This window comes from Exiguobacterium sp. SH31 (assembly GCF_001816105.1).
Taxonomy (GTDB): domain Bacteria; phylum Bacillota; class Bacilli; order Exiguobacteriales; family Exiguobacteriaceae; genus Exiguobacterium; species Exiguobacterium aurantiacum_A.
Window position 1 is genome coordinate 1 of the sequence record NZ_LYTG01000106.1, and the last position, 21,316, is coordinate 21,316.

General features: G+C 51.3%; 25 protein-coding genes. All 25 read left to right on the forward strand.

Annotated features, from left to right (window positions below; genetic code table 11):
• The first annotated feature begins 12 nt into the window (after positions 1–12).
• Positions 13–984, forward strand: a complete 972-nt coding sequence (gene ftsY / locus A6395_RS14535) for a signal recognition particle-docking protein FtsY (protein WP_071399599.1) — start codon at positions 13–15, stop codon at positions 982–984.
• 96 nt (positions 985–1,080) lie between these two features.
• On the forward strand, positions 1,081–1,404 hold the full coding sequence (locus A6395_RS14540) for a putative DNA-binding protein (RefSeq protein WP_070327513.1): 324 nt from the start codon (positions 1,081–1,083) through the stop codon (positions 1,402–1,404).
• A gap of 11 nt (positions 1,405–1,415) precedes the next feature.
• On the forward strand, positions 1,416–2,756 hold the full coding sequence (gene ffh / locus A6395_RS14545; protein ID WP_071399586.1) for a signal recognition particle protein: 1,341 nt from the start codon (positions 1,416–1,418) through the stop codon (positions 2,754–2,756).
• An 81-nt stretch (positions 2,757–2,837) separates the two neighbouring features.
• Positions 2,838–3,113: a 30S ribosomal protein S16 gene (gene rpsP / locus A6395_RS14550; protein ID WP_021067098.1), complete on the forward strand. Its 276-nt coding sequence runs from the start codon at positions 2,838–2,840 to the stop codon at positions 3,111–3,113.
• Between the two features lie 53 nt (positions 3,114–3,166).
• Positions 3,167–3,685 carry a ribosome maturation factor RimM gene (gene rimM / locus A6395_RS14555; RefSeq protein WP_071399587.1) on the forward strand — a complete coding sequence of 173 codons (519 nt, stop codon included), beginning with the start codon at positions 3,167–3,169 and terminating at the stop codon, positions 3,683–3,685.
• The gene (gene trmD / locus A6395_RS14560; protein WP_071399588.1) at positions 3,675–4,394 is read left to right on the forward strand and encodes a tRNA (guanosine(37)-N1)-methyltransferase TrmD; all 720 of its coding nucleotides are present in this window, start codon (positions 3,675–3,677) and stop codon (positions 4,392–4,394) included. Before rimM ends, trmD begins: the two co-directional genes overlap by 11 nt.
• 110 nt (positions 4,395–4,504) lie before the next feature.
• The gene (gene rplS, locus A6395_RS14565) at positions 4,505–4,858 is read left to right on the forward strand and encodes a 50S ribosomal protein L19 (RefSeq protein ID WP_070327950.1); all 354 of its coding nucleotides are present in this window, start codon (positions 4,505–4,507) and stop codon (positions 4,856–4,858) included.
• 80 nt (positions 4,859–4,938) lie between these two features.
• A complete protein-coding gene (gene lepB / locus A6395_RS14570; RefSeq protein WP_016508241.1) occupies positions 4,939–5,481 on the forward strand; it encodes a signal peptidase I in 543 nt (180 codons plus the stop codon).
• Between the two features lie 12 nt (positions 5,482–5,493).
• The gene (ylqF, locus tag A6395_RS14575) at positions 5,494–6,354 is read left to right on the forward strand and encodes a ribosome biogenesis GTPase YlqF (RefSeq protein WP_071399589.1); all 861 of its coding nucleotides are present in this window, start codon (positions 5,494–5,496) and stop codon (positions 6,352–6,354) included.
• 41 nt (positions 6,355–6,395) lie between these two features.
• Positions 6,396–7,151, forward strand: a complete 756-nt coding sequence (locus A6395_RS14580) for a ribonuclease HII (RefSeq protein WP_233589598.1) — start codon at positions 6,396–6,398, stop codon at positions 7,149–7,151.
• 13 nt (positions 7,152–7,164) lie between these two features.
• The gene (locus tag A6395_RS14585; protein ID WP_071399590.1) at positions 7,165–8,010 is read left to right on the forward strand and encodes a hypothetical protein; all 846 of its coding nucleotides are present in this window, start codon (positions 7,165–7,167) and stop codon (positions 8,008–8,010) included.
• Entirely contained in the window at positions 8,010–8,276 is a 267-nt protein-coding gene (locus A6395_RS14590; RefSeq protein WP_016508266.1) for an EscU/YscU/HrcU family type III secretion system export apparatus switch protein, read from the forward strand. The genes A6395_RS14585 and A6395_RS14590 overlap by 1 nt, the downstream gene beginning before the upstream one ends.
• Positions 8,277–8,387: 111 nt before the next feature.
• The gene (gene sucC / locus A6395_RS14595; RefSeq protein ID WP_070327507.1) at positions 8,388–9,548 is read left to right on the forward strand and encodes an ADP-forming succinate--CoA ligase subunit beta; all 1,161 of its coding nucleotides are present in this window, start codon (positions 8,388–8,390) and stop codon (positions 9,546–9,548) included.
• Positions 9,549–9,560: 12 nt separating this feature from the next.
• Entirely contained in the window at positions 9,561–10,478 is a 918-nt protein-coding gene (sucD, locus tag A6395_RS14600; protein WP_070327506.1) for a succinate--CoA ligase subunit alpha, read from the forward strand.
• 54 nt (positions 10,479–10,532) lie between these two features.
• Positions 10,533–11,327, forward strand: a complete 795-nt coding sequence (dprA, locus tag A6395_RS14605) for a DNA-processing protein DprA (protein WP_071399591.1) — start codon at positions 10,533–10,535, stop codon at positions 11,325–11,327.
• 65 nt (positions 11,328–11,392) lie between these two features.
• Positions 11,393–13,489, forward strand: a complete 2,097-nt coding sequence (gene topA / locus A6395_RS14610) for a type I DNA topoisomerase (protein WP_071399592.1) — start codon at positions 11,393–11,395, stop codon at positions 13,487–13,489.
• A complete protein-coding gene (trmFO, locus tag A6395_RS14615; RefSeq protein ID WP_071399593.1) occupies positions 13,441–14,799 on the forward strand; it encodes an FADH(2)-oxidizing methylenetetrahydrofolate--tRNA-(uracil(54)-C(5))-methyltransferase TrmFO in 1,359 nt (452 codons plus the stop codon). Before topA ends, trmFO begins: the two co-directional genes overlap by 49 nt.
• Before the next feature lie 187 nt (positions 14,800–14,986).
• Positions 14,987–15,868: a tyrosine-type recombinase/integrase gene (locus A6395_RS14620; RefSeq protein ID WP_071399594.1), complete on the forward strand. Its 882-nt coding sequence runs from the start codon at positions 14,987–14,989 to the stop codon at positions 15,866–15,868.
• Positions 15,869–15,879: 11 nt separating this feature from the next.
• On the forward strand, positions 15,880–16,428 hold the full coding sequence (gene hslV / locus A6395_RS14625; RefSeq protein ID WP_071399595.1) for an ATP-dependent protease subunit HslV: 549 nt from the start codon (positions 15,880–15,882) through the stop codon (positions 16,426–16,428).
• The gene (gene hslU, locus A6395_RS14630; RefSeq protein ID WP_071399596.1) at positions 16,425–17,795 is read left to right on the forward strand and encodes an ATP-dependent protease ATPase subunit HslU; all 1,371 of its coding nucleotides are present in this window, start codon (positions 16,425–16,427) and stop codon (positions 17,793–17,795) included. Before hslV ends, hslU begins: the two co-directional genes overlap by 4 nt.
• Positions 17,796–17,833: 38 nt before the next feature.
• Positions 17,834–18,613: a GTP-sensing pleiotropic transcriptional regulator CodY gene (codY, locus tag A6395_RS14635; RefSeq protein WP_016508279.1), complete on the forward strand. Its 780-nt coding sequence runs from the start codon at positions 17,834–17,836 to the stop codon at positions 18,611–18,613.
• A gap of 275 nt (positions 18,614–18,888) precedes the next feature.
• The gene (gene flgB, locus A6395_RS14640) at positions 18,889–19,260 is read left to right on the forward strand and encodes a flagellar basal body rod protein FlgB (protein WP_016508220.1); all 372 of its coding nucleotides are present in this window, start codon (positions 18,889–18,891) and stop codon (positions 19,258–19,260) included.
• A 2-nt stretch (positions 19,261–19,262) separates the two neighbouring features.
• Positions 19,263–19,691, forward strand: a complete 429-nt coding sequence (gene flgC / locus A6395_RS14645) for a flagellar basal body rod protein FlgC (RefSeq protein ID WP_071399597.1) — start codon at positions 19,263–19,265, stop codon at positions 19,689–19,691.
• Positions 19,692–19,704: 13 nt separating this feature from the next.
• On the forward strand, positions 19,705–19,989 hold the full coding sequence (gene fliE / locus A6395_RS14650) for a flagellar hook-basal body complex protein FliE (protein WP_016508240.1): 285 nt from the start codon (positions 19,705–19,707) through the stop codon (positions 19,987–19,989).
• A 21-nt stretch (positions 19,990–20,010) separates the two neighbouring features.
• Positions 20,011–21,316, forward strand: a 1,306-nt coding sequence (gene fliF, locus A6395_RS14655) for a flagellar basal-body MS-ring/collar protein FliF (RefSeq protein ID WP_071399598.1), incomplete at its 3' end; no start/stop codon positions are given.

Below are 21,316 nucleotides of genomic sequence, written 5' to 3' on the forward strand. Positions count from 1 at the left end.
TTAAAAGATAAATTGACGACCTCGACCCAAGAGGTGTCGCAAAAGTTTACAGACGGGTTGACGAAAACACGTGACGGGTTCGCGAGCGCCGTCAACGACCTCGTCTATCGGTTCCGTGAAGTCGATGAGGACTTCTTCGATGAACTTGAAGATTTGCTCATCCAGGCGGATGTCGGTGTGACGACGACGATGGACCTCGTCGAAGATTTAAAAGAAGAAGTGAAGCGTCGCAATTTGAAAGACCCGGTCGCCGTCCGCGACGCCCTCGTCGAAGTCGTGGCGAAACGTCTACAAGAAGACGAGTCAGACCGCGAGTTGAACATGCAGGACGGGTTGACCGTCATCTTGTTCGTCGGTGTGAACGGTGTCGGCAAGACGACGACAATCGGAAAGCTCGCCCATCAGTTGAAAGCAGAAGGTCGTTCGGTCATGCTTGCGGCGGGCGATACGTTCCGGGCCGGCGCGATCGACCAGCTGCTAGTGTGGGGTGAACGTGCCGGTGTTCCCGTCATTCGCCAAGCAGAAGGGTCAGACCCGGCCGCGGTCGTGTTTGATGCTGTCCAAGCCGCGAAATCCCGCGGGGTCGACGTCTTGATTTGTGATACGGCAGGACGACTCCAAAACAAGGTCAACTTGATGAAGGAGCTCGAGAAAGTGAAACGGGTCATCGAGCGCGAAGTGCCAAACGGACCGCACGAAGTCTTGCTCGCGTTAGACGCGACGACGGGACAGAACGCGATGCTTCAAGCGAAGGCGTTTCAGGAAGCGACGAACGTGAGCGGGATCGTGCTCACGAAGTTAGACGGGACGGCCAAAGGCGGCATCGTCCTCGCAATCAGAAACGAGCTCGATATCCCGGTCAAATACGTCGGTCTCGGTGAAAAAATTGATGATTTACAGGTGTTCGACCCGGAGCAGTTCGTCCTTGGACTATTCGGTGACGTATTTGAAGAAAAAGACCAGACAAACGATGACCTCGCCTAACTTTCACTGTTAAGAAAAAAACTTGACAAGACGTTAGGACGGCTGTACTATTGTTAGTTGTAAAGGGATTTCACTTAACATGTGGAGGTGAGAGGTATGTCGCTCGAAAAGACGAATCGAATGAACTACTTATTCGATTTTTATCAAGCGCTTCTCACGCCGAAACAGCGCAACTACATGTCTCTTTATTACCTAGATGACTACTCGCTCGGAGAGATTGCGGAAGAGTTTGAAGTCAGCCGTCAAGCGGTCTACGATAACATAAAGCGTACCGAAGCAATGCTTGAGCAGTATGAAGAAAAGCTGGAGTTGTTCGAGAAATTCGAGCAACGGCAACTGCTTCTCCAGACGCTCAGACGTCAAGTCGAGCAAATGCCCGACGTGACGGAGACGGTTTCGGCGCTTGAGAATTTAGAGTAGGGGGCTGAAGCATGGCATTTGAAGGATTATCAGAACGGTTGCAATCGACATTGGCGAAAATGCGGGGGAAAGGTAAGATTTCCGAAGCAGACGTCAAAGAGATGATGAGAGAAGTTCGTCTTGCGCTCCTTGAGGCCGACGTTAACTTCAAAGTGGTCAAACAGTTCGTCAACGACGTGAAAGAACGGTCAATCGGCCAAGACGTCATGAAATCGTTGACACCTGGCCAACAAGTCGTCAAGATCGTTCATGAAGAATTAACGACCTTGATGGGGAGTGACGTCGTCCCGATCACCTTTAGTTCAAAACCACCGACAGTCGTCATGATGGTCGGATTACAAGGTGCGGGTAAGACGACGACGACCGGAAAGCTCGCGAACTTGATTCGCAAAAAGCATAACCGGAGTCCGCTTCTCGTCGCTGCTGATATTTATCGGCCGGCGGCCATCAAACAGCTCGAGACTCTCGGCAAGCAACTCGATTTACCGGTGTTCTCACTTGGCGATCAAGTGACGCCGGAAGAAATCGTCACAAAAGCTCTCGAGCACGCCAAAGTTAATCATCACGATTTCGTGTTGATAGATACGGCTGGTCGTCTTCATATCGACGAGACGCTCATGGGCGAACTCGAAAATGTGAAAACGATCGCCAAACCGAATGAAATCTTCCTCGTCGTCGATGCGATGACGGGTCAAGATGCGGTCAACGTGGCCGATCGCTTTAATGATTTGCTCGGAATTACCGGCGTCGTGTTGACAAAACTCGACGGTGATACACGTGGTGGGGCAGCCCTTTCAATCAAGGCAGTCACGGGAGCGCCGATTAAGTTCGTCGGTCTCGGTGAAAAGTTGGATGCCCTCGAACCTTTCCATCCGGAGCGCATGGCGTCAAGGATTCTTGGAATGGGTGACGTGCTCACGCTCATCGAAAAAGCGGAGTCACAAATGGACCAAGATGCCGCGAAAGAGCTTGAAAGCAAAATTCGTGATGCATCGTTCACGTTCGATGATTTTATCGAGCAATTGGGTCAAGTGAAAAACATGGGCCCGATTGATGAATTACTCTCGATGTTACCTGGTGCAGGTAAGATGAAAGGGTTGAAGAACGTCCAAATCGACGAGAAACAACTCGATCATGTCGAGGCAATCATCCGGTCGATGACGAAGCATGAGCGCACGAATCCCGAAGTGCTCAACGCGAGTCGTCGCAAGCGGATCGCAAAAGGGAGCGGTCGCTCCATCCAGGAAGTGAACCGTCTCATCAAACAGTTCGATGACATGAAGAAGCTCATGAAGCAGATGTCAGGACAAATGAAAGGGAAGAAAAAAGGTCTCGGCCTTCCGTTCTTCTAAGAAAACTTTTGTCAGTCAGGCAAAAAAGCAGTATACTATTAAAGTTGTCAATTCTTAAACACATAATGGAGGTATATTACCATGGCAGTTAAAATTCGTCTCAAGCGCATGGGCGCAAATAAATCACCTTTTTACCGGATCGTTGTAGCAGATTCACGTTCACCACGTGATGGCCGTTTCATCGAACAACTCGGTCACTACAACCCGGTTGCAAAACCAGAAGCAGAAGTTCGCATCAACGAAGAACTCGCGCTCAAATGGTTGGCAGACGGCGCGAAGCCATCTGACACAGTCCGCAACTTGTTCTCTAAAGCAGGGATCATGGAGAAATTCCACAACGCGAAAAACGCTAAGTAATCCTGAGGCCGACCTTTTATGAGGTCGGCCTATTTTTTTGAGGAGGTTTTATGATGGATTGGTTAAACGTAGGCAAAATCGCCAACACGCACGGTTTAAAAGGAGAATTGAAGTTGCTCGCCGCGACTGATTTTCCAGAAGAACGTTTTAAAATTGGTGAGACGCTCTACCTTGACGTCGACGGGAAGAAGATGCCGCTCGAAGTGACGACGTATCGTCCGCACAAACAGTTCCATCTCGTCACGTTCAAAGGGCTAGACAACATCAATCTCGTCGAGAAGTACAAAGGGATGTCGCTCTACGTCCATGCCGGAAACGTCCACGAGCTTCCGGAGCATGAATTTTACTACCACGAGATCATCGGATGTGAGGCCGTCGTCGACGGAGAAGTGATCGGTGTCGTCGAGGACATCTTTGAGACCAATGGCGCGAACGATGTCTGGGTCATCAAGCGTCCCGGCAAGACGGATGCGCTCATCCCGTACATCGAATCGGTCGTCCAAGACATCGACGTCGAAGCGAAACGTGTCATCATCACGCCGATCCCTGGAATGATCGACGATGAAAATTGATGTCTTGACCTTGTTCCCGGAAATGTTCGCCCCGCTCGATCATTCGATCGTCGGGCGTGCCCGGACACTCGGCCAAGTCGAAGTGCAGTTCACGAACTTCCGTGACTTCTCGACGAACAAACATCATAAAGTCGATGATGCTCCGTACGGAGGCGGCGCCGGGATGCTACTCACGCCGCAGCCGCTATTTGATGCGTTCGATTCGCTCGCAAAGTCGAAGCCGCGCGTCATCGTGACGACGCCGACGGGGCGACCGTTCAATCAACGCGTCGCCGAAGAGTGGGCGAACGAAGAGCACTTGATCTTTTTATGCGGCCATTACGAAGGGTTTGACCAACGGATCCACGACGAACTCGCGACAGACGAAGTGTCGATTGGAGACTTCGTGATGACCGGTGGTGAACTCGCGGCGATGGTCATGATCGACGCGACGGTCCGCCTCATCCCGGAAGTGCTCGGCGATCAAGCGAGCCACGAGGATGACTCGTTCTCGACCGGACTGCTCGAGTATCCGCATTATACGAGACCGGCTGACTTCCGCGGCCTCAAAGTCCCGGACGTCCTGTTGTCGGGCAATCACGCCAAAATCGAGTCGTGGCGCCGTGAGCGTTCGCTCGAACGAACGTTCAGGCGTCGACCGGAACTGTTAGATCAAATTGATCTGTCACCGTCCGATAAAAACTTCATCGAATCGTTGCGCGATTCATAAAATTATGCTATGTTTGAGCATGTGGGTTAGCCCCACCGATTACCGATGTTCCGCTATTGGATGCCGAGGCAAACGAAGATATGAACATTGAAGAAAAAGGAGATCAATTCATGAACGCACAAAAACTGTTCCGTGAAATCACAGAAGAACAATTCAAATCGGACGTACCTGCTTTCCGTCCTGGTGACACAGTACGTGTCCACGTTAAAGTCGTAGAGGGAACGCGTGAGCGTATCCAGATCTTCGAAGGCGTAGTCATCAAGCGTAAAGGTGGCGGCATCAGCGAAACATTCACAGTCCGTAAGATTTCTTACGGCGTAGGTGTTGAGCGTGCATTCCCGCTTCACTCACCGCGTGTCGCGCAAATCGAAGTCGTTCGTTACGGTAAAGTCCGCCGTGCGAAACTTTACTACCTCCGCAACCTTCGCGGTAAAGCAGCACGTATTAAAGAAATCCGTCGTTAAGATGGGGAAAGCTTGTCGCTTGCGACAAGCTTCTTTTTTTCTAGTACAATAAGTTCAAACGGACAGAGGAGTGAGGCAATTTGAAAGAAGTGTTCAGTTGGCTTAAAGCAATCGTAGTGGCGCTCGTCATCGCGTTCGTGATCCGAACGTTCATCTTTGTACCTGTCATCGTCGAAGGTGAGTCGATGATGCCGACGCTCCAAAACGCCGATCGGATGATCGTCAGCAAAATCTCTAACTACGTCGGTGAACTCGACCGGGGCGATATTATCGTCTTTCATGCGACTGAATCAAAGGACTATATTAAACGCGTCATCGCCATTCCTGGCGATACGCTTGAATATCGGGACGATACGCTCTATTTGAACGGAGAAGCAGTCGAAGAACCGTATTTAGAGGATTTTCAAGCCCAAATGAACGGCTTTCCTCTAACCGAGAACTTTACGCTCGAACAAGTGACGGGTGAAGCGGTCGTGCCGGAAGGCTCATACTTCGTTATGGGAGATAACCGACAAAACTCGAAAGACAGCCGTGAAATCGGCTTTGTCTCGAAAGAAAGCGTCGTCGGCAAAACGAACTTTGTGTTCTGGCCGATGGGTGACTTCGGGACGGTAGAAGAATAAGGTGGTGTTTTTTTGGCAATTCAATGGTTCCCTGGCCACATGGCCAAGGCGCGAAGACAAGTAACAGAGAAGTTAAAACTGATTGACGTCGTCATCGAACTCGTCGATGCACGTGTTCCGCAATCGAGCCGAAATCCGATGGTCGATGAGATCACGGCGGGTAAACCGCGGCTGATCGTGTTGAACAAGGCTGACATGGCCGATCAAGCTGTCACTGACGCCTGGATGCGCGCCCTGAAGCGTGACGACATCGAAGTCGTCGCCGTCGATGCGAAGCATAGCAAAGGCTTAAAGCAGCTCATGACGGGCGCGGAGAAGCTCATGCAAGACAAGCACGACCGCATGCGTGAGAAAGGCCGTAATCCTGGCCCAATCCGTGCCCTCATCATCGGCATCCCGAACGTCGGGAAGTCGACACTGATCAACCGGCTCGCCGGGCGCAATATCGCCATCACCGGCGACCGTCCTGGTGTGACGAAACGGCAACAATGGATCAAGATGAAAGGCGGCGAGATGGAACTGCTCGACACGCCTGGTATTCTGTGGCCGAAGTTCGAGGACCAGATGGTCGGATATCGCTTAGCTGCTACGGGTGCGATCAAGGACGATATTTTAAACCTTGATGACATCGCGATGTATGCAGCGCGTGAACTACGCAGTCGTTACCCGGAACAGTTGAAAGAGCGGTTTAAACTCGACGACTTGCCGGAAGACGCGGTCGAACTGCTCGAGTTGATCGGAAAAAAACGTGGCCTTCTCAGCGGCGGCTACGTCGATTTCGAAAAAGCGAGCGAACTATTATTGAATGAGCTTCGTCATGAGAAGATCGGACGTGTCTCGCTTGAGACGCCGGCAGATCATAATATGGCGTGAAGTCCTGTGAAAACAGGGCTTTTTTGGATAGGAGGCAGATCGTGACGATTCAAGAGATTAAACAACGGCTAAAAACCGTCCGATATGAAGAGTGGGACGATGTCCGGGCCGAACTGAAGGATGACCCGCGCACGGGCGTCCAGGCGCTCCTGCAGCAACGTCAGAGACGGTTTGACGCAGAGCGGGACGAGCGGGACGATTATACACGCCGCCTGCAGTATGAGGCCGAGCTGAAACAGCAAGGCTTCAAGTTGGTCGCTGGCATCGACGAGGTCGGGCGGGGACCGCTCGCGGGTCCTGTCGTCGCGGCGGCCGTCGTCTTGCCGGACGATTTTTACAGCCCGGGACTGAATGATTCAAAGAAGATGACGAAAGCGGCACGGGAACGAGCATATGCAAGGATCCTCGACGAGGCATTCGTCGGGGTCGGAATCGTCGACGCAGAAGTGATCGATCAAATCAATATTTATGAAGCGACGAAGCTCGCGATGACCGAGGCGGTCCGACAGCTTGACGGGGCCGACGCGCTCTTGATTGACGCGATGACACTCGAGCTCGATTTGCCGCAGACGTCGCTCATTAAAGGGGACGAGTTGAGCGTCTCGATCGCGGCGGCGAGCGTCGTCGCCAAAGTCGTCCGCGACAAGATGATGGAAGAGTTCGCCGCGACGTATCCGGGATACGGTTTCGAACGCAACGCCGGCTACGGGACGGAACTTCATTTGAACGCGTTGAACGAGCACGGCATCACACCGATTCATCGCAAGTCGTTCGCACCGATTAAACATATGATATGAAAGGGGGAGCCCGATGCGGATCGATCACCAAGGCGTCCTGCCGTTCAAAGTCACCGAACAGACGTCGCGTCAGCTGCTCGTCGGCAACACGGTCGTCGGCAGGGTGCTCCAGCTCTTGCCCGGGAACGAAGCGGTCATGCAACTGCCGCAAGGACTGTTCCGGGTCGGGGTGAACGCAGACGTTAAAGAGAACGTCACGTACAAGATGGTCGTCACCGAGCTCGAGCCGAAACTCGTCCTGAAAGTGATGCCGCCTACGGCGGAACCGGCCCAGGCCGGGAAGACACCGGTGACGTTACTCTTAGAACAACTCGGCCGCTTCTCAAAAGAGGCCATCCAGACACCGGAATCCGTCAAAGCGATGGGACGGCAACTGCTCGAGAGCGGAGCGGGAAGTGACGTCAAACAGCTCGTCGGAGAACTGTTCAAGGCGAAAGGCGACCCGAAGTTTGAACAGTTCGTGCGGGCCCAAGAGACGTTCAACGCGGTCCAGACGCCGCCGTTCGTCGTCCAAGCATTTCACATACCGCAATTAGGGCCGTTCGAACAAGTCAGGTTTCGTCTTGAGGCCCCGAAAAGCGAGATGATCGACGCAGACCATGCCCGTATCGTCTTATTTCTAGAAACGCCTCGCTTCGGCGAGACTGGCATCGACCTGCTCGTTCAAAAACGGCACGTCACCGTGAAAGTATTCAACGAACAACACGACTTGTCCCCGTTCATCAAAGCGTACGAGCCGTTGCTCGGCAGTGCGCTCAAAGCAAACGGCTATGAACTGTCCCGATTCTCGTTCGAAGTGAGACAAGAATCGCTCCCCGAGACGTTCGCCCCGTTAGGAAAGGTGGATTTTCATGTATGATGGACCGTAAAAAAGCAATCGCCTTGTCTTACGAACAATCGATGGAATCTCCGCGCGTCGTCGCGAAGGGCGGCGGCCTCGTCGCCGAACGGATGCTCGCCCTCGCGCAAGAGAACGGTATCCCGATCCATGAAGACCCGGCGCTGTTGTCACTCCTGTCGGCTTTACAGATCGAAGAGCATATTCCGGACGACCTGTATCAAGTGATCGCTGAACTTTTTGTGTTTCTCTATCAGATGGAACAAGGTAAAATCGAAAATGTCTAGGGGTAGATGTGAAAAAAAGATGAAAACTTAAAGCAAGAACGATAGACAGCGCTTTCAGTTTTTCGTTACAATAGATATGCCGATATCAAAGGGGACTAAGGGGGAAACTAAATGAATATCCATGAGTATCAGGCGAAAGAATTGCTTAGAACGTTTGGAGTGGCCGTACCTACGGGCTATCCGGCTTTCACGGTAGAAGAAGCAGTTGCAGCAGCCGCCAAGCTAGACGGTGAATTGAAAGTAGTCAAAGCACAGATCCACGCAGGTGGGCGCGGGAAAGCCGGCGGCGTCAAACTTGCCAGAACGGATGAAGAAGTAAAACAGTACGCGACAGAGATTCTCGGTAAGACGCTCGTCACGCACCAGACTGGACCTGAAGGGAAAGTCGTGCAGCGCCTCTATATCGAAGAAGGTTCTGCCATCGATCAAGAATTTTACTTAGGACTTGTGCTTGACCGTTCGATCGGCCGAATTGTCATCATGGGTTCATCTGAAGGCGGTATGGACATCGAAGAAGTCGCTGAACATACTCCTGAAAAGATTCATAAAGAAATCGTCGACCCGGTCGTCGGACTCCGTCCGTTCCAGGCGCGCCGTCTTGCTTTCAAGATGGAAGTGCCGACTAAACTCGTCAACAAGTTTAGCGACATGGTCATGAAGCTTTATAAAGTGTACGTCGAGACGGACTGTACGATTGCAGAGATCAACCCGCTCGTCACGACGAAAGACGGAAACGTCGTCGCGCTCGATGCGAAATTGAACTTTGACAGCAACGCGCTTTATCGTCATACCGACATCGTCGATCTTCGTGACACGACGGAAGAAGATCCGCGTGAAGTCGAGGCGTCGAAACACGACCTTAGCTATATCGCCCTTGACGGCAATATCGGCTGTCTCGTAAACGGTGCCGGCCTCGCCATGGCGACGATGGATATCATCAAGCACTACGGCGCCGAACCCGCTAACTTCCTCGATGTAGGCGGCGGTGCGACAAAAGAAAAAGTCACAGAAGCGTTCAAATTGATTTTGTCGGATGACCAAGTCAAAGGAATCTTCGTCAACATCTTCGGTGGCATCATGAAGTGTGACATCATCGCCGAAGGAATCGTCGCGGCGACAAAAGAAATCGGACTCGACTTGCCACTCGTCGTCCGCTTAGAAGGAACAAACGTGGATGCGGGAAGACGCATTCTCGATGAATCTGGACTTGCGATCACTTCTGCGACCTCGATGGATGATGGGGCAGAAAAAATCGCGGCACTCGTTCGATAAGGGGGAAACGACATGAGTATTTGGGTGAATCAAGATACAAAAGTGATCATTCAAGGGATCACGGGGAAACAAGGTATGTTCCACGGCGAACAGATGTTAGCGTACAACACGAAACTGGTCGGCGGGGTCACACCTGGTAAAGGTGGTACGACCGTACTCGACAACGTACCTGTGTTTAACACTGTCTCTGACGCGGTCGAGGCGACCGGTGCGAACGCATCGATCATCTACGTGCCACCAGCTTTCGCGGCCGACTCGATCATGGAAGCGGCTGATAGCGGCATCGAACTCATCATCTGTATCACGGAAGGGATTCCTGTCATCGACATGATCCAAGTTAGCCGCTATCTCGAAGACAAACCGGCCCGTTTGATCGGACCGAACTGCCCAGGGATCATCACACCGGGCGAGGCGAAACTTGGCATCATGCCAGGCTACATCCACACGAAAGGCCATGTCGGCATCGTCTCACGTTCAGGGACGCTCACGTATGAAGCGGTCCATCAGTTGACGACGGCCGGAATCGGCCAATCGACTGCGGTCGGGATCGGTGGGGACCCGGTCAACGGGACGAACTTCATCGACACGCTCCAGGCGTTCAACGAAGATGAAGACACGCTTGCTGTCATCATGATCGGCGAGATCGGTGGGACGGCTGAAGAAGAAGCCGCTGAATGGGTCAAGGCGAACATGACGAAACCAGTCATCGGTTTCATCGGTGGTCAGACGGCTCCTGAAGGCAAACGGATGGGCCACGCTGGAGCGATCATTTCAGGCGGAAAAGGAACGGCCGCTGAAAAAATCAAGACGTTAAACGCAAACGGGATCGAAGTCGCCGAGACACCTGCTGTCATCGGTGAGACGCTCATCCGTGTGCTTAAAAATGAAGGTCTGTATGATGCTTGTGTCACGGGACAACCGACGACGTAAGACCAATCGGAATGAGGGGTGCGCGCATCCCTCATTTTTTTAAAGGAGATTGTGATGAATCAAACAATAGCTCGTTTTGCGGCAGAACGTTTGCCGGTCGAGTTCGTCCATCATTACTTATCAAATCCGGGTCTGACTGAACGTAATTCGTTCCATCCGAACGTTTGGAAAAAAGCGAATCGGGCGTTCCGTTCAACGGTCACGTATGACCGTTTTTTGACGTGGGAGGACGAATTGTTCCCACGAATGCTATTACATATCCCCAACCCTCCGTACTGTTTGTTTTATCAGGGCGATTTAGAGGTACTACAAGAACAAACGACCGCTTTGGTCGGGAGTCGTGAATTGAATCGGATCAGTCGACCGCTCGTTGAATATTTACACCCTTTAATAGAAGAAACTGTATCGATTTCAGGCGGCGCGCTCGGTATTGATGGACTCGTTCATGAGTTGGCAGTCAGGCGGAACCGACCGACGATTGCGGTCCTCGGTTCGGGCTTTTCGCACATGTATCCACATGTTCATCACCAACTGTTCGAACAGATTTCGAAACAAGGATTGCTCCTTAGTGAATATACTCCGGAAACACCTGTCAAAAAATTTCAGTTTTTAGAACGGAATCGAATCGTCAGTGGATTAGGCGACCGACTCGTCGTCGTCCAAGCGAGACGAAAGAGCGGGACGATGAATACGGTGAGTCACGCGCTCGAGCAAGGCAAGACGGTGTTTGCGGTGCCGGGAAGTCCGCTCGATCCGTTAGCGGAAGGACCGAATAAATTGATTGAAGAAGGAGCGATTCCTTTGACGAATCCCGATCAAATTTTAAATGGTGCGATGATTGCACGTTGACAAACGGTCGGTAACATGAATATTATGGTAGGGATTTAAATGACCTCCAAAAGGGGAGCAGATGTATGGCAAAATATTTGGTGATCGTCGAATCACCTGCGAAAGCAAAGACAATTAAACGTTATTTAGGATCAAACTACACGGTCAAAGCGTCCATGGGTCACGTCATCGATTTACCGAAAAGTCAACTCGGTGTCGACGTTGAACATGACTTTGAACCGAAGTACATCACGATCCGTGGAAAAGGCCCAGTGTTAAAAGAACTGAAGACGGCCGCTAAAAAAGCGACGAAAATTTTTCTCGCGGCTGACCCGGATCGCGAAGGGGAAGCAATCGCCTGGCACTTAGCCCGTGCCCTCGGCGTCGATGAGACGACAGAATGTCGTGTCGTCTTCAACGAGATCACAAAAGATGCGATTAAAGAATCGTTTAAACATCCACGCAAGATCAATCATGATCTCGTCGACGCCCAACAGGCGCGACGGATTCTCGACCGTCTTGTCGGATACGGGATGAGCCCGTTGTTATGGAAGAAAGTCAAAAAAGGTTTGTCAGCCGGTCGTGTTCAATCCGTCGCTGTCAAAATGATCATCGACCGCGAACGTGAAATCAACGCCTTTGACCCGGAAGAGTACTGGACGATTAAACTGATGCTCAACCATGAGGGTGAGACGTTTGAGACATCGTTCTACGGAAAAGACGGGAAAAAGATGGAGTTGAAGACGGAAGCGGATGCCGACGCCGTCCTCAAGACGATCGATGAGTCATTCAAAGTCATCGATGTCACGAAGAAAGAGCGGAAGCGTAACGCATCATTACCGTTCACGACAAGTTCACTCCAACAAGATGCGGCTCGGAAACTGAACTTCCGCGCCAAGAAGACGATGATGCTCGCCCAGCAGCTTTACGAAGGGATCGACCTTGGTAAGAAGGAAGGGACTGTCGGGTTGATCACATATATGCGTACCGACTCGACACGAATTTCTGACTTGGCGAAAGACGAAGCGAAATCGTATATCGAATCGACGTTTGGTCCAGAGTACGTCGCCTCTCAAAAGCAGAAAGAGAAAAAAGCGGCGAACGCACAGGATGCCCACGAGGCGATCCGGCCGACGTCGGCGTTACGTGACCCGGCTTCGATGAAGGCGTACTTGTCACGGGATCAACTTCGATTGTATAAACTCATCTGGGAACGGTTGGTCGCGAGTCAAATGGCGCCAGCGATTCTTGATACGGTGAAAATCGACGTCGAATCGAACGGCATGATTTTCCGTGCCAACGGATCGACCGTCAAATTCCCAGGTTTCATGAAAGTGTATATCGAGTCAAAAGACGATGATATCGAAGACACGAACTTAGAGCGGGAAGGATTACTTCCGCCGCTTGAAGTCGACGACCTCGTCGCATTCGAAACGGTCGAGCCGAAGCAACACTTCACACAGCCACCACCGCGTTACAGTGAAGCGAGACTCGTCCGAGCGATGGAAGAGCTCGGCATCGGTCGTCCGTCGACTTACGCGCCGACACTCGACACAATCCAAAAGCGCGGTTACGTCGTGCTTGAAGAGAAAAAATTCATTCCGACCGAGCTCGGAGAACTTGTCATCGAGATGATCGATGAGTACTTTAACGACTTTATCACGGTACAGTTCACAGCCGACATGGAGACGCTTCTTGATTCGATCGCCAATGAAGAAGTCGAGTGGACGGAAGTCGTTGCCCCGATTTACCGGTCATTCGAGAAACGTTTGAAACGGGCCGAATCCGAAATTGAGAAGATCGAAGTGAAAGACGAGCCAGCCGGTATCGATTGTGAGATCTGCGGTTCGCCGATGGTCATCAAGATGGGACGGTACGGCAAGTTCATGGCTTGTTCTGGATTCCCGAACTGTACGAACACGAAGCCGGTTCAAGTCGAAATCGGCGTCCCGTGCCCGAACTGTAAAGACGGACAAGTCGTCGAGCGCCGCAGTAAGAAAGGTCGCCTGTTCTATGGCTGCTCGAACTATCCAGACTGTGAGTTCGTCTCATGGGACAAACCGGTCGCGAAACCGTGTCCTGAATGCGGTAAGTTGATGGTTGAGAAAAAGATTAAAGATGGCGTCAAATATCAATGCACGAACTGTACCCATACCGAGGTACATCAGTTAGAGGAGGATTGACCTTGCAGCAACGTGTAACTGTGATCGGAGCGGGCCTCGCCGGCTCCGAGGCGGCTTGGCAACTCGCAAAACGCGGGATTCAAGTCGATTTGTATGAAATGAGACCAGTCCGACAGACGCCGGCGCACCATACGGATCAGTTTGCTGAACTGGTCTGCTCGAACTCGCTTCGGGCGAACGGACTTCAAAATGCGGTCGGTGTGTTAAAAGAAGAGATGCGCACACTCGACTCGCTCATCTTGAAAGCGGCCGATACGGCAAGCGTTCCGGCCGGTGGCGCCCTCGCCGTCGACCGTCACGACTTCGCCGGCTTCGTCACCGACACGCTCAAGAACCATCCGCTCGTGACGGTACACAATGAAGAGATTAAACAGATTCCGGACGGGGTCGTCATCATGGCGACGGGACCGCTCACATCTCCTGACTTGTCTGCTTCATTGAAAGCTTTCACCGGTGAAGACTATTTATACTTCTACGATGCGGCCGCTCCGATATTAGACGGAGAGACGATCGACCGAGACAAAGTCTACTTGAAGTCACGTTATGACAAAGGCGAGGCGGCTTATCTCAACTGTCCGATGACAGAAGAAGAGTTTAATCTGTTTTACGAAGAACTCGTCAAAGCCGAAGTCGTACCGCTCAAAGAGTTTGAGAAAGAGATTTACTTCGAAGGCTGCATGCCGTTTGAAGTGATTGCTCAACGCGGGAAGAAGACGCTCTTGTTCGGACCGATGAAACCGGTCGGACTCGAAGACCCGAAAACGGGTAAACGTCCGTTTGCGGTCGTCCAACTCCGCCAAGACAATTCGGCCGGAACGCTCTATAACTTGGTCGGGTTCCAAACCCACCTCAAGTGGGGCGAGCAAAAACGGATCATTCAATTGATCCCAGGTCTCGAGAATGCGGAGATCGTCCGTTACGGTGTCATGCACCGGAACACGTTCATCAATTCACCGAGCCTGTTGAAACCGACGTATCAGGCCCGTACTCGCGATACGCTATTTTTCGCCGGTCAGATGACCGGTGTCGAAGGCTACGTCGAGTCGGCCGCGTCAGGACTACTCGCCGGAATCAACGCGGCGAAGATGGTTGCCGGTGAAGATCTCGTCGTCCTCCCGCGCGAGACGATGCTCGGTTCGATGGCGCATTACATCACGACGACAGACGGGAAGCACTTCCAGCCGATGAATGCAAACTTCGGTCTCGTGCCGTCGCTCGAAGATGCGCCGAAAAAGATGAAAAAGCAAGAACGTTATGAGCGCTATGCGAATCGTGCCCTTGAGACGATTCAGCAATATAAAGAGATTTAAGGGAAAGGAGCCAATTTTTGGTTCCTTTTTTTATGAATTTAAATTTCAATTGTGTAATTTGTGCAATACTTTGAAAATTTTCAGATTATTGAAGGGGTTTCTATTGTCACCTCTGATTCTGTATGCTATGCTAATTTCGATTTGACGGGAACATGCGTTTTTAAGCTAAAAGCAAGGGGGCGAGAGGATGGGATTCGCTGAGGATCAACAATCATTTTTACGCTATTGCCAAATCGAACGAAGGCTGTCGCCTCATACGAAACGCTCTTACGAACAAACACTCGAACAGTACGCCGCTTATTGCCAATCGACACATCAAGAGCCATATGATGTGCAGTCGGCGCGGCGTTATTTATATGTCCTTTACGAGAATGAAGCGGCGACGACGACCGTTTCCCAAAAAATCTCTTGCCTTAAACAGTTCGGGAAATTTGTGGCTCGTGAAACCGGGAGTGAACCGTTGTTTCATGACTTGACGTCGCCGAAACGTCGCAAGTCGCTGCCGACGTTTGCCGTACCGAGCGAGGTCGAACACCTGCTCATGACGGCAAACGGCCAAGACGACCCGTTCCTGCGGGCACGTGATGTCGCGCTTGTCGAAGTGTTGTACGGGACCGGGATGCGTGTCGCCGAACTTTGTGGCATGGACATATCGTCATATGATGCGGCGCTCTCATTCGTTCATGTCATCGGGAAAGGCAAGAAAGAACGTTACATCCCGCTCGGGCAATTTGCCGTCGAAGCGTTGGAGCATTACCTTGAATTAAGGCAAAACTGCGCCGCGGCACACGAAACGGCATTATTCGTTAGTCAAAAAGGGAATCGAGTGACAACAGACCAAATTCGTTACGTGATGAAGCGACTCCGGAAACTCGGCGGACTTCAAAAACCGTTAACACCGCATTCGTTACGTCATAGTTTTGCGACCGACCTGCTCGAACGCGGGGCCGATTTACGTGCCGTCCAAGAGTTGCTCGGACATGAGTCACTATCGACGACCGGTCGTTACACACACGTATCGACTGAACGCCTGCGAGCGGTCTATCAAGCCACACATCCGAGAAAGTAGGGGGTCATTCTATGTTTCATGCAACAACTATTTTCGCAGTCCGGCACGACGGAAAATGTGCGATGAGCGGAGATGGGCAAGTCACGTTTGGCAACGCCGTCATCATGAAAAACAAGGCTAAAAAAGTGAGACGGTTATACGGCGGGAAAGTCGTGGCCGGTTTTGCCGGTAGCGTGGCCGATGCGTTCACGTTATTTGAAAAGTTTGAGTCAAAACTCGAGATGTATAATGGGAACTTACCGCGAGCGGCTGTCGAACTCGCCAAAGAGTGGCGCGGCGACAAGATGCTTCGTCAGCTCGAAGCGCTTCTCATCGTCATGGACGCGGAACATCTCTTACTCGTGTCCGGGAGCGGCGAAGTGATCGAACCGGACGATGGCATCCTTGCGATCGGTTCAGGTGGGAATTATGCGCTAGCAGCGGGACGCGCTCTCGTACGTCACTCACCGGAGAAAACAGCCGAACAGATTGCTCGCGCGGCCCTAGAGATTGCTGGTGAATTATGCGTCTATACGAACGACCAAGTTATCGTAGAAACGATCGGAGGCGATATAGAATGAAACGTGAATTGACACCACGTCAAATCGTAGCTGAGCTAGACCGGTTCGTCATCGGGCAAAAAGATGCCAAACGTGCGGTCGCGATTGCACTGCGCAACCGTTACCGTCGTCAGAAGCTAAGCGCTGACTTACGCGACGAAGTCACACCGAAGAACATTTTAATGATTGGTCCGACCGGTGTCGGGAAGACGGAGATCGCGAGACGTCTTGCCAAGCTCGTCGGTGCCCCGTTCGTGAAAGTCGAAGCGACAAAATTCACTGAAGTCGGATACGTCGGACGGGACGTCGAATCGATGGTCCGAGACCTTGTTGAAGACTCGGTGCGCCTCGTGAAGGAAGAAAAGAAAGAAGACGTGAAGGAACCAGCGGAAGCCGCTGCAACCGAACGTATTCTCGATGCACTGCAAGGTAAGGCTAAAGTTGAGCCGACAGCCGCAAACCCGTTCGAAGCGCTGTTTGGCGGTCAAGGGCAGAAGACGCAAGAGCCGACGGACGATCAATCGACTGATCGGTCTCAATTACGTAAGTTGCTTGAACTCGGTGAACTTGAAGAGCGATTGATCGAAGTCAACCTTGAAGAGAAACAGACAGTTGATTTGTTTCAAGGACAAGGGATGGAAGGCTTATCGAATCTTCAAGACATGCTCGGCCAAATCGTCCCGAAAAAGCGGAAGAAGCGGAAGATCCCGGTTCGAGAGGCTCGACCGCTCATCGTTGCCGAAGAGGCGGAAAGTTTGCTCGACATGAATGAAGTACATGACGAGGCGGTACGGCGTAGCGAACAGATGGGCATCATCTTCGTCGATGAGATCGATAAAATCGCGACGAAGTCACAAGACCATGCTGGCGTCTCTCGTGAAGGTGTGCAGCGAGACATCTTGCCGATTGTCGAGGGCTCGACCGTCGTCACAAAATATGGTCCCGTCAAAACGGATCACGTTTTATTCATCGCGGCAGGTGCTTTCCATATGGCGAAGCCGTCAGATCTGATTCCTGAACTGCAAGGTCGTTTCCCGATCCGTGTCGAGTTGAGTAGCTTGACCGAGGAAGATTTCGTCAAAATTCTGACGGAACCTTCACAAGCGCTCATCAAACAGTACAAGGCCCTTCTCGAGTCAGAGGAGATCAGCGTCGAATTTACCCACTCGGCCATCGAAGAGATTGCGAAGATCGCAACGCACGTTAACCGAGAAACCGATGATATCGGAGCACGCCGTCTCTATACGATCATGGAGCGCGTGCTCGAGGACTTATCGTTTGAGGCGGCCGACATGCCACAAACACACGTCGAGATCACACCAGCGTATGTGAAAGAAAAAGTCGGCTCGATCGCGGAAGATCGAGACCTTAGTCAATTTATTTTATAAGAATTCTGTATGCACATACAGGGAGGAAAATTAGAATTATGAACTTACTAGATAAAACACGTCAATTGAACACGATGCTTCAGCAAGAGGCGAGCGCGCACGTCGACTTTAAAGAGATGGCAGATAAGATGCGTGAAGTACTCGAAGCGAACACGTTCATCGTGAGCCGTCGCGGTCGCTTGCTCGGTTTCGCCATTAAACAACAGATTGAGAACGAGCGGATGAAAGCGTTCCTAGTCGATCGTCAGTTCCCTGAACCGTACGCATCGAACTTGTTCAACGTGAAAGAGACGACGGAAAATATCGGCATCGATAGCGAGTATACGGCGTTCCCGGTCGAGAACCGTGAGCTGTTCCTTGATTCAATGACGACGATCGTCCCGATCATCGGTGGCGGAGAACGACTCGGGACACTCGTTCTCGGCAGACTGAATAACGAGTTCACTGAAGACGACCTCGTCCTTGCAGAATATAGCGCGACAGTCGTCGGAATGGAGATCCTCCGTGAGAAAGCAGCGGAAGCAGAGGCGTCGGCGCGCAAGAAAGCCGTTGTCCAAATGGCAATCAACTCGCTGTCTTATTCAGAGCTTGAAGCGATCGAACATATATTTGAAGAACTTGGGGGTAATGAAGGCCTGTTAGTTGCTTCCAAAATTGCCGATAGAGTGGGAATTACTCGCTCTGTCATCGTTAACGCATTGCGCAAGCTTGAAAGCGCTGGCGTCATCGAATCACGTTCGCTCGGAATGAAAGGAACGTATATCAAGATATTAAATGATAACTTCTTGTTTGAATTGCAGAAGTTGAAATCAAATTAAAATCGAGCGGATATTCGCTCGATTTTAGCTAAAAGTCCTTTCAATTAGGACTTTAGTTGCAAAAAGGCGTTCCTTTGTGAAAAGGAGCGTCTTTTTTTAGTGCAAAAGTAATTATTTTCAGAATATGTCGTGAATTCGACAAAAACAGACGATACCATTTACCTGTTTTAATAAAAATATCTTTCAGAACTGTTACAGATTTGTTTCAATGAAGTAGTAGAATTTCCAAATAAGGTATATACATGCATTCTTTTAAGTGAAAGTGAGTGAGACGCATGAATTGGATCGGCACAGATTATCAATTAATGAAGCAAGCGATCAATCATTCAGTCATGAACCAAAAAGTGATCAGTCATAACTTGTCGAACATCGACACGCCGAACTTTAAAGCGAAACAGGCTGTGTTCGAACAGACGTTAAGCAACGAGATGCGCCTCAAATTAGCCGGGGGCCGTCCGAGTGACCGCGGTAGTGCAACGAAAATCGTTGACCGGGCCGGAGGGGCGATGCGAAGTGACGGGAACAGTGTCGATCTCGATTATGAGATGAGTGAACTGGCCCGTAACCAACTGCAGTATGAGGCGATGATGGAACAATTGAACCGTCGACTCGGTGGACTTAAAACCGTTATTAGAGGAGGACGTTAATTATGGGTATGTTCGATAGTTTTCATATATCCGCTTCGGCACTCATGTCTCAGCGCCTTCGGATGGATACGGTATCGGCGAACATCGCGAACGCCCAGACGACTCGCGGCAAACTTGTCGATGGGGAATGGCAACCGTATACACGGAAAATGACGGTGCTCCAAGAAGCGCCGTTTCGTCAACAGCTGTCGGCGGTGAGCGGAGGCGTCGAAGTTTCCAGCATTGTCGAAGACGAAAGTCCTTACAAACTCACATATGACCCGAGTCACCCGGATGCGGATGAACGGGGATATGTTCAGATGCCAAACGTCGACCTGTTAAAAGAAATGGTTGATTTGACAGGTGCGACAAGATCATATGAAGCGAACATTGCAGCGATGAATGCGTCAAAAGCGATGCTCGTCAAAGCGCTCGAAATCGGTAAAGGATAAGGAGTAACAGACTATGCAAATTAACCCGATTCAATTAATCGGTAACCAGACCGCGGCTCTGCCGACAGTGAAAGAGACACCGTCTCAGTTTGGGTCATATTTGAATGAAGCGATGCAGTCGCTCAATGAAGTTCAACAGGCAACGAGTACGGCACGGAAAGACCTTGCCGTCGGTAAAGCCGATCTTCACCAAGTCATGATCCAAAGCGAAGAGTCGTCGATTGCGATGCAACTCGCCATTGAGGTGCGTAATAAAGCGGTCGAGGCCTATCAAGAAATGATGCGAATGCAAGTTTAATGAAGAGGATGACGAGTTGCGATGAATGATAAGTTAAAAGAACAATTCAGCTCACTAGCCGGCTCACTGAAGGCGATGCAAACGAACCGTAAAATCATTTGGGGAGTGGTCATCGTCGGCGTACTTGTCGTCGCGGTGCTCTTGACGGTTTGGCTCTCGCGCCCGAACATGGCTCCTCTCTACACGAACCTCTCGGCCCAAGAAGCTGGAGAAGTGACGGAAAAGCTGACGGCTGATGGAGTAAAGTCAGAAATCAAAGCGACGTCGAACGGTGTCAGCGTCTACGTGCCGAGCGAGCAAGTCGACCAATTGAAAGTTAACTTGGCGGCTGCCGGGATTCCAAAGTCAGGTGCGATCGATTACAGCTTTTTCAGTGAGAACGCCGGATTTGGAACGACGGACCGAGAAATGGCAGTCATCGAGCGAAGCGCGATGCAAACCGAACTCGAACGTTTGATTACACAAATCGAAGGCATCAATCAGGCAAAAGTCATTATCTCGCTTCCAGAGAAATCGGTGTTCTTGGCCGAAGATCAAGGGGAGCCGACGGCTTCGATCGTCTTAAATTTAGGAGCAGGTACGAATCTTGAGCCGGCGACGGTCAAAGGACTTTATCATTTGATCAGTAAGAGTGTCCCGAACTTAAAACCGGAGAACATCTCGGTCATGGACCAATATTTCACGTATTACGATTTGGATCAATCGACGATGGCCGGTGGAACTTCGACCGACCCGTTAGCACTGAAGCGTCAAGTCGAGAAAGACGTACGTCAACAGATTCAACAAATGCTCTCGGTCTTACTCGGAGAACGCAGCGTGCTCGTCTCGGTCACGGCCGATATCGACACGACCCAATCGGCAGAAGAGCAAAACCTGGTAACCCCGGTCAACGAGGATACGATGGAAGGGATTGTGACGTCTGCTGAACGGATCGCTGAAGCGTACACAGGTGGTACGGGAGCAGCGGCAGCGGCAGGAGCTGGTGAAAATGATACCGTCAACTTCCCAGCCGCCACGGGAACCGGGGAAGAAGAAAGCGAAAAGAACCATGAAATCATCAACTATGAGGTCAATCGCATCACGAAACAAATTCAGAACGCCCCATACACGATTCGTGACCTCGGTGTTCAACTGATCGTCGAGCCGCCAGACGGCGCTCAAGCGATCGATCCGCAACTTGAGGGCGACCTTGAGACGATGATGTATTCCATCATCCGGACGTCGCTCGCTAAAACGGGCGAGGCGTTGACGGAAGCGGAACTCGAACAGAAAGTCGTCGTCGTGTCACGACCGTTCGCTGAGACGGAAGAAACGGCAGTGGCAGAAC

What these genes read in the sequence shown, in the direction of transcription:
- A6395_RS14540 (WP_070327513.1), top strand. Translation starts at nt 1,081, where the DNA reads ATGTCGCTCGAAAAGACGAATCGAATGAACTACTTATTCGATTTTTAT.
- ffh (WP_071399586.1), top strand. Translation starts at nt 1,416, where the DNA reads ATGGCATTTGAAGGATTATCAGAACGGTTGCAATCGACATTGGCGAAA.
- rpsP (WP_021067098.1), top strand. Translation starts at nt 2,838, where the DNA reads ATGGCAGTTAAAATTCGTCTCAAGCGCATGGGCGCAAATAAATCACCT.
- rimM (WP_071399587.1), top strand. Translation starts at nt 3,167, where the DNA reads ATGGATTGGTTAAACGTAGGCAAAATCGCCAACACGCACGGTTTAAAA.
- trmD (WP_071399588.1), top strand. Translation starts at nt 3,675, where the DNA reads ATGAAAATTGATGTCTTGACCTTGTTCCCGGAAATGTTCGCCCCGCTC.
- rplS (WP_070327950.1), top strand. Translation starts at nt 4,505, where the DNA reads ATGAACGCACAAAAACTGTTCCGTGAAATCACAGAAGAACAATTCAAA.
- A6395_RS14585 (WP_071399590.1), top strand. Translation starts at nt 7,165, where the DNA reads ATGCGGATCGATCACCAAGGCGTCCTGCCGTTCAAAGTCACCGAACAG.
- A6395_RS14590 (WP_016508266.1), top strand. Translation starts at nt 8,010, where the DNA reads ATGGACCGTAAAAAAGCAATCGCCTTGTCTTACGAACAATCGATGGAA.
- sucC (WP_070327507.1), top strand. Translation starts at nt 8,388, where the DNA reads ATGAATATCCATGAGTATCAGGCGAAAGAATTGCTTAGAACGTTTGGA.
- sucD (WP_070327506.1), top strand. Translation starts at nt 9,561, where the DNA reads ATGAGTATTTGGGTGAATCAAGATACAAAAGTGATCATTCAAGGGATC.
- dprA (WP_071399591.1), top strand. Translation starts at nt 10,533, where the DNA reads ATGAATCAAACAATAGCTCGTTTTGCGGCAGAACGTTTGCCGGTCGAG.
- topA (WP_071399592.1), top strand. Translation starts at nt 11,393, where the DNA reads ATGGCAAAATATTTGGTGATCGTCGAATCACCTGCGAAAGCAAAGACA.
- trmFO (WP_071399593.1), top strand. Translation starts at nt 13,441, where the DNA reads ATGCACGAACTGTACCCATACCGAGGTACATCAGTTAGAGGAGGATTG.
- A6395_RS14620 (WP_071399594.1), top strand. Translation starts at nt 14,987, where the DNA reads ATGGGATTCGCTGAGGATCAACAATCATTTTTACGCTATTGCCAAATC.
- hslV (WP_071399595.1), top strand. Translation starts at nt 15,880, where the DNA reads ATGTTTCATGCAACAACTATTTTCGCAGTCCGGCACGACGGAAAATGT.
- hslU (WP_071399596.1), top strand. Translation starts at nt 16,425, where the DNA reads ATGAAACGTGAATTGACACCACGTCAAATCGTAGCTGAGCTAGACCGG.
- codY (WP_016508279.1), top strand. Translation starts at nt 17,834, where the DNA reads ATGAACTTACTAGATAAAACACGTCAATTGAACACGATGCTTCAGCAA.
- flgB (WP_016508220.1), top strand. Translation starts at nt 18,889, where the DNA reads ATGAATTGGATCGGCACAGATTATCAATTAATGAAGCAAGCGATCAAT.
- flgC (WP_071399597.1), top strand. Translation starts at nt 19,263, where the DNA reads ATGGGTATGTTCGATAGTTTTCATATATCCGCTTCGGCACTCATGTCT.
- fliE (WP_016508240.1), top strand. Translation starts at nt 19,705, where the DNA reads ATGCAAATTAACCCGATTCAATTAATCGGTAACCAGACCGCGGCTCTG.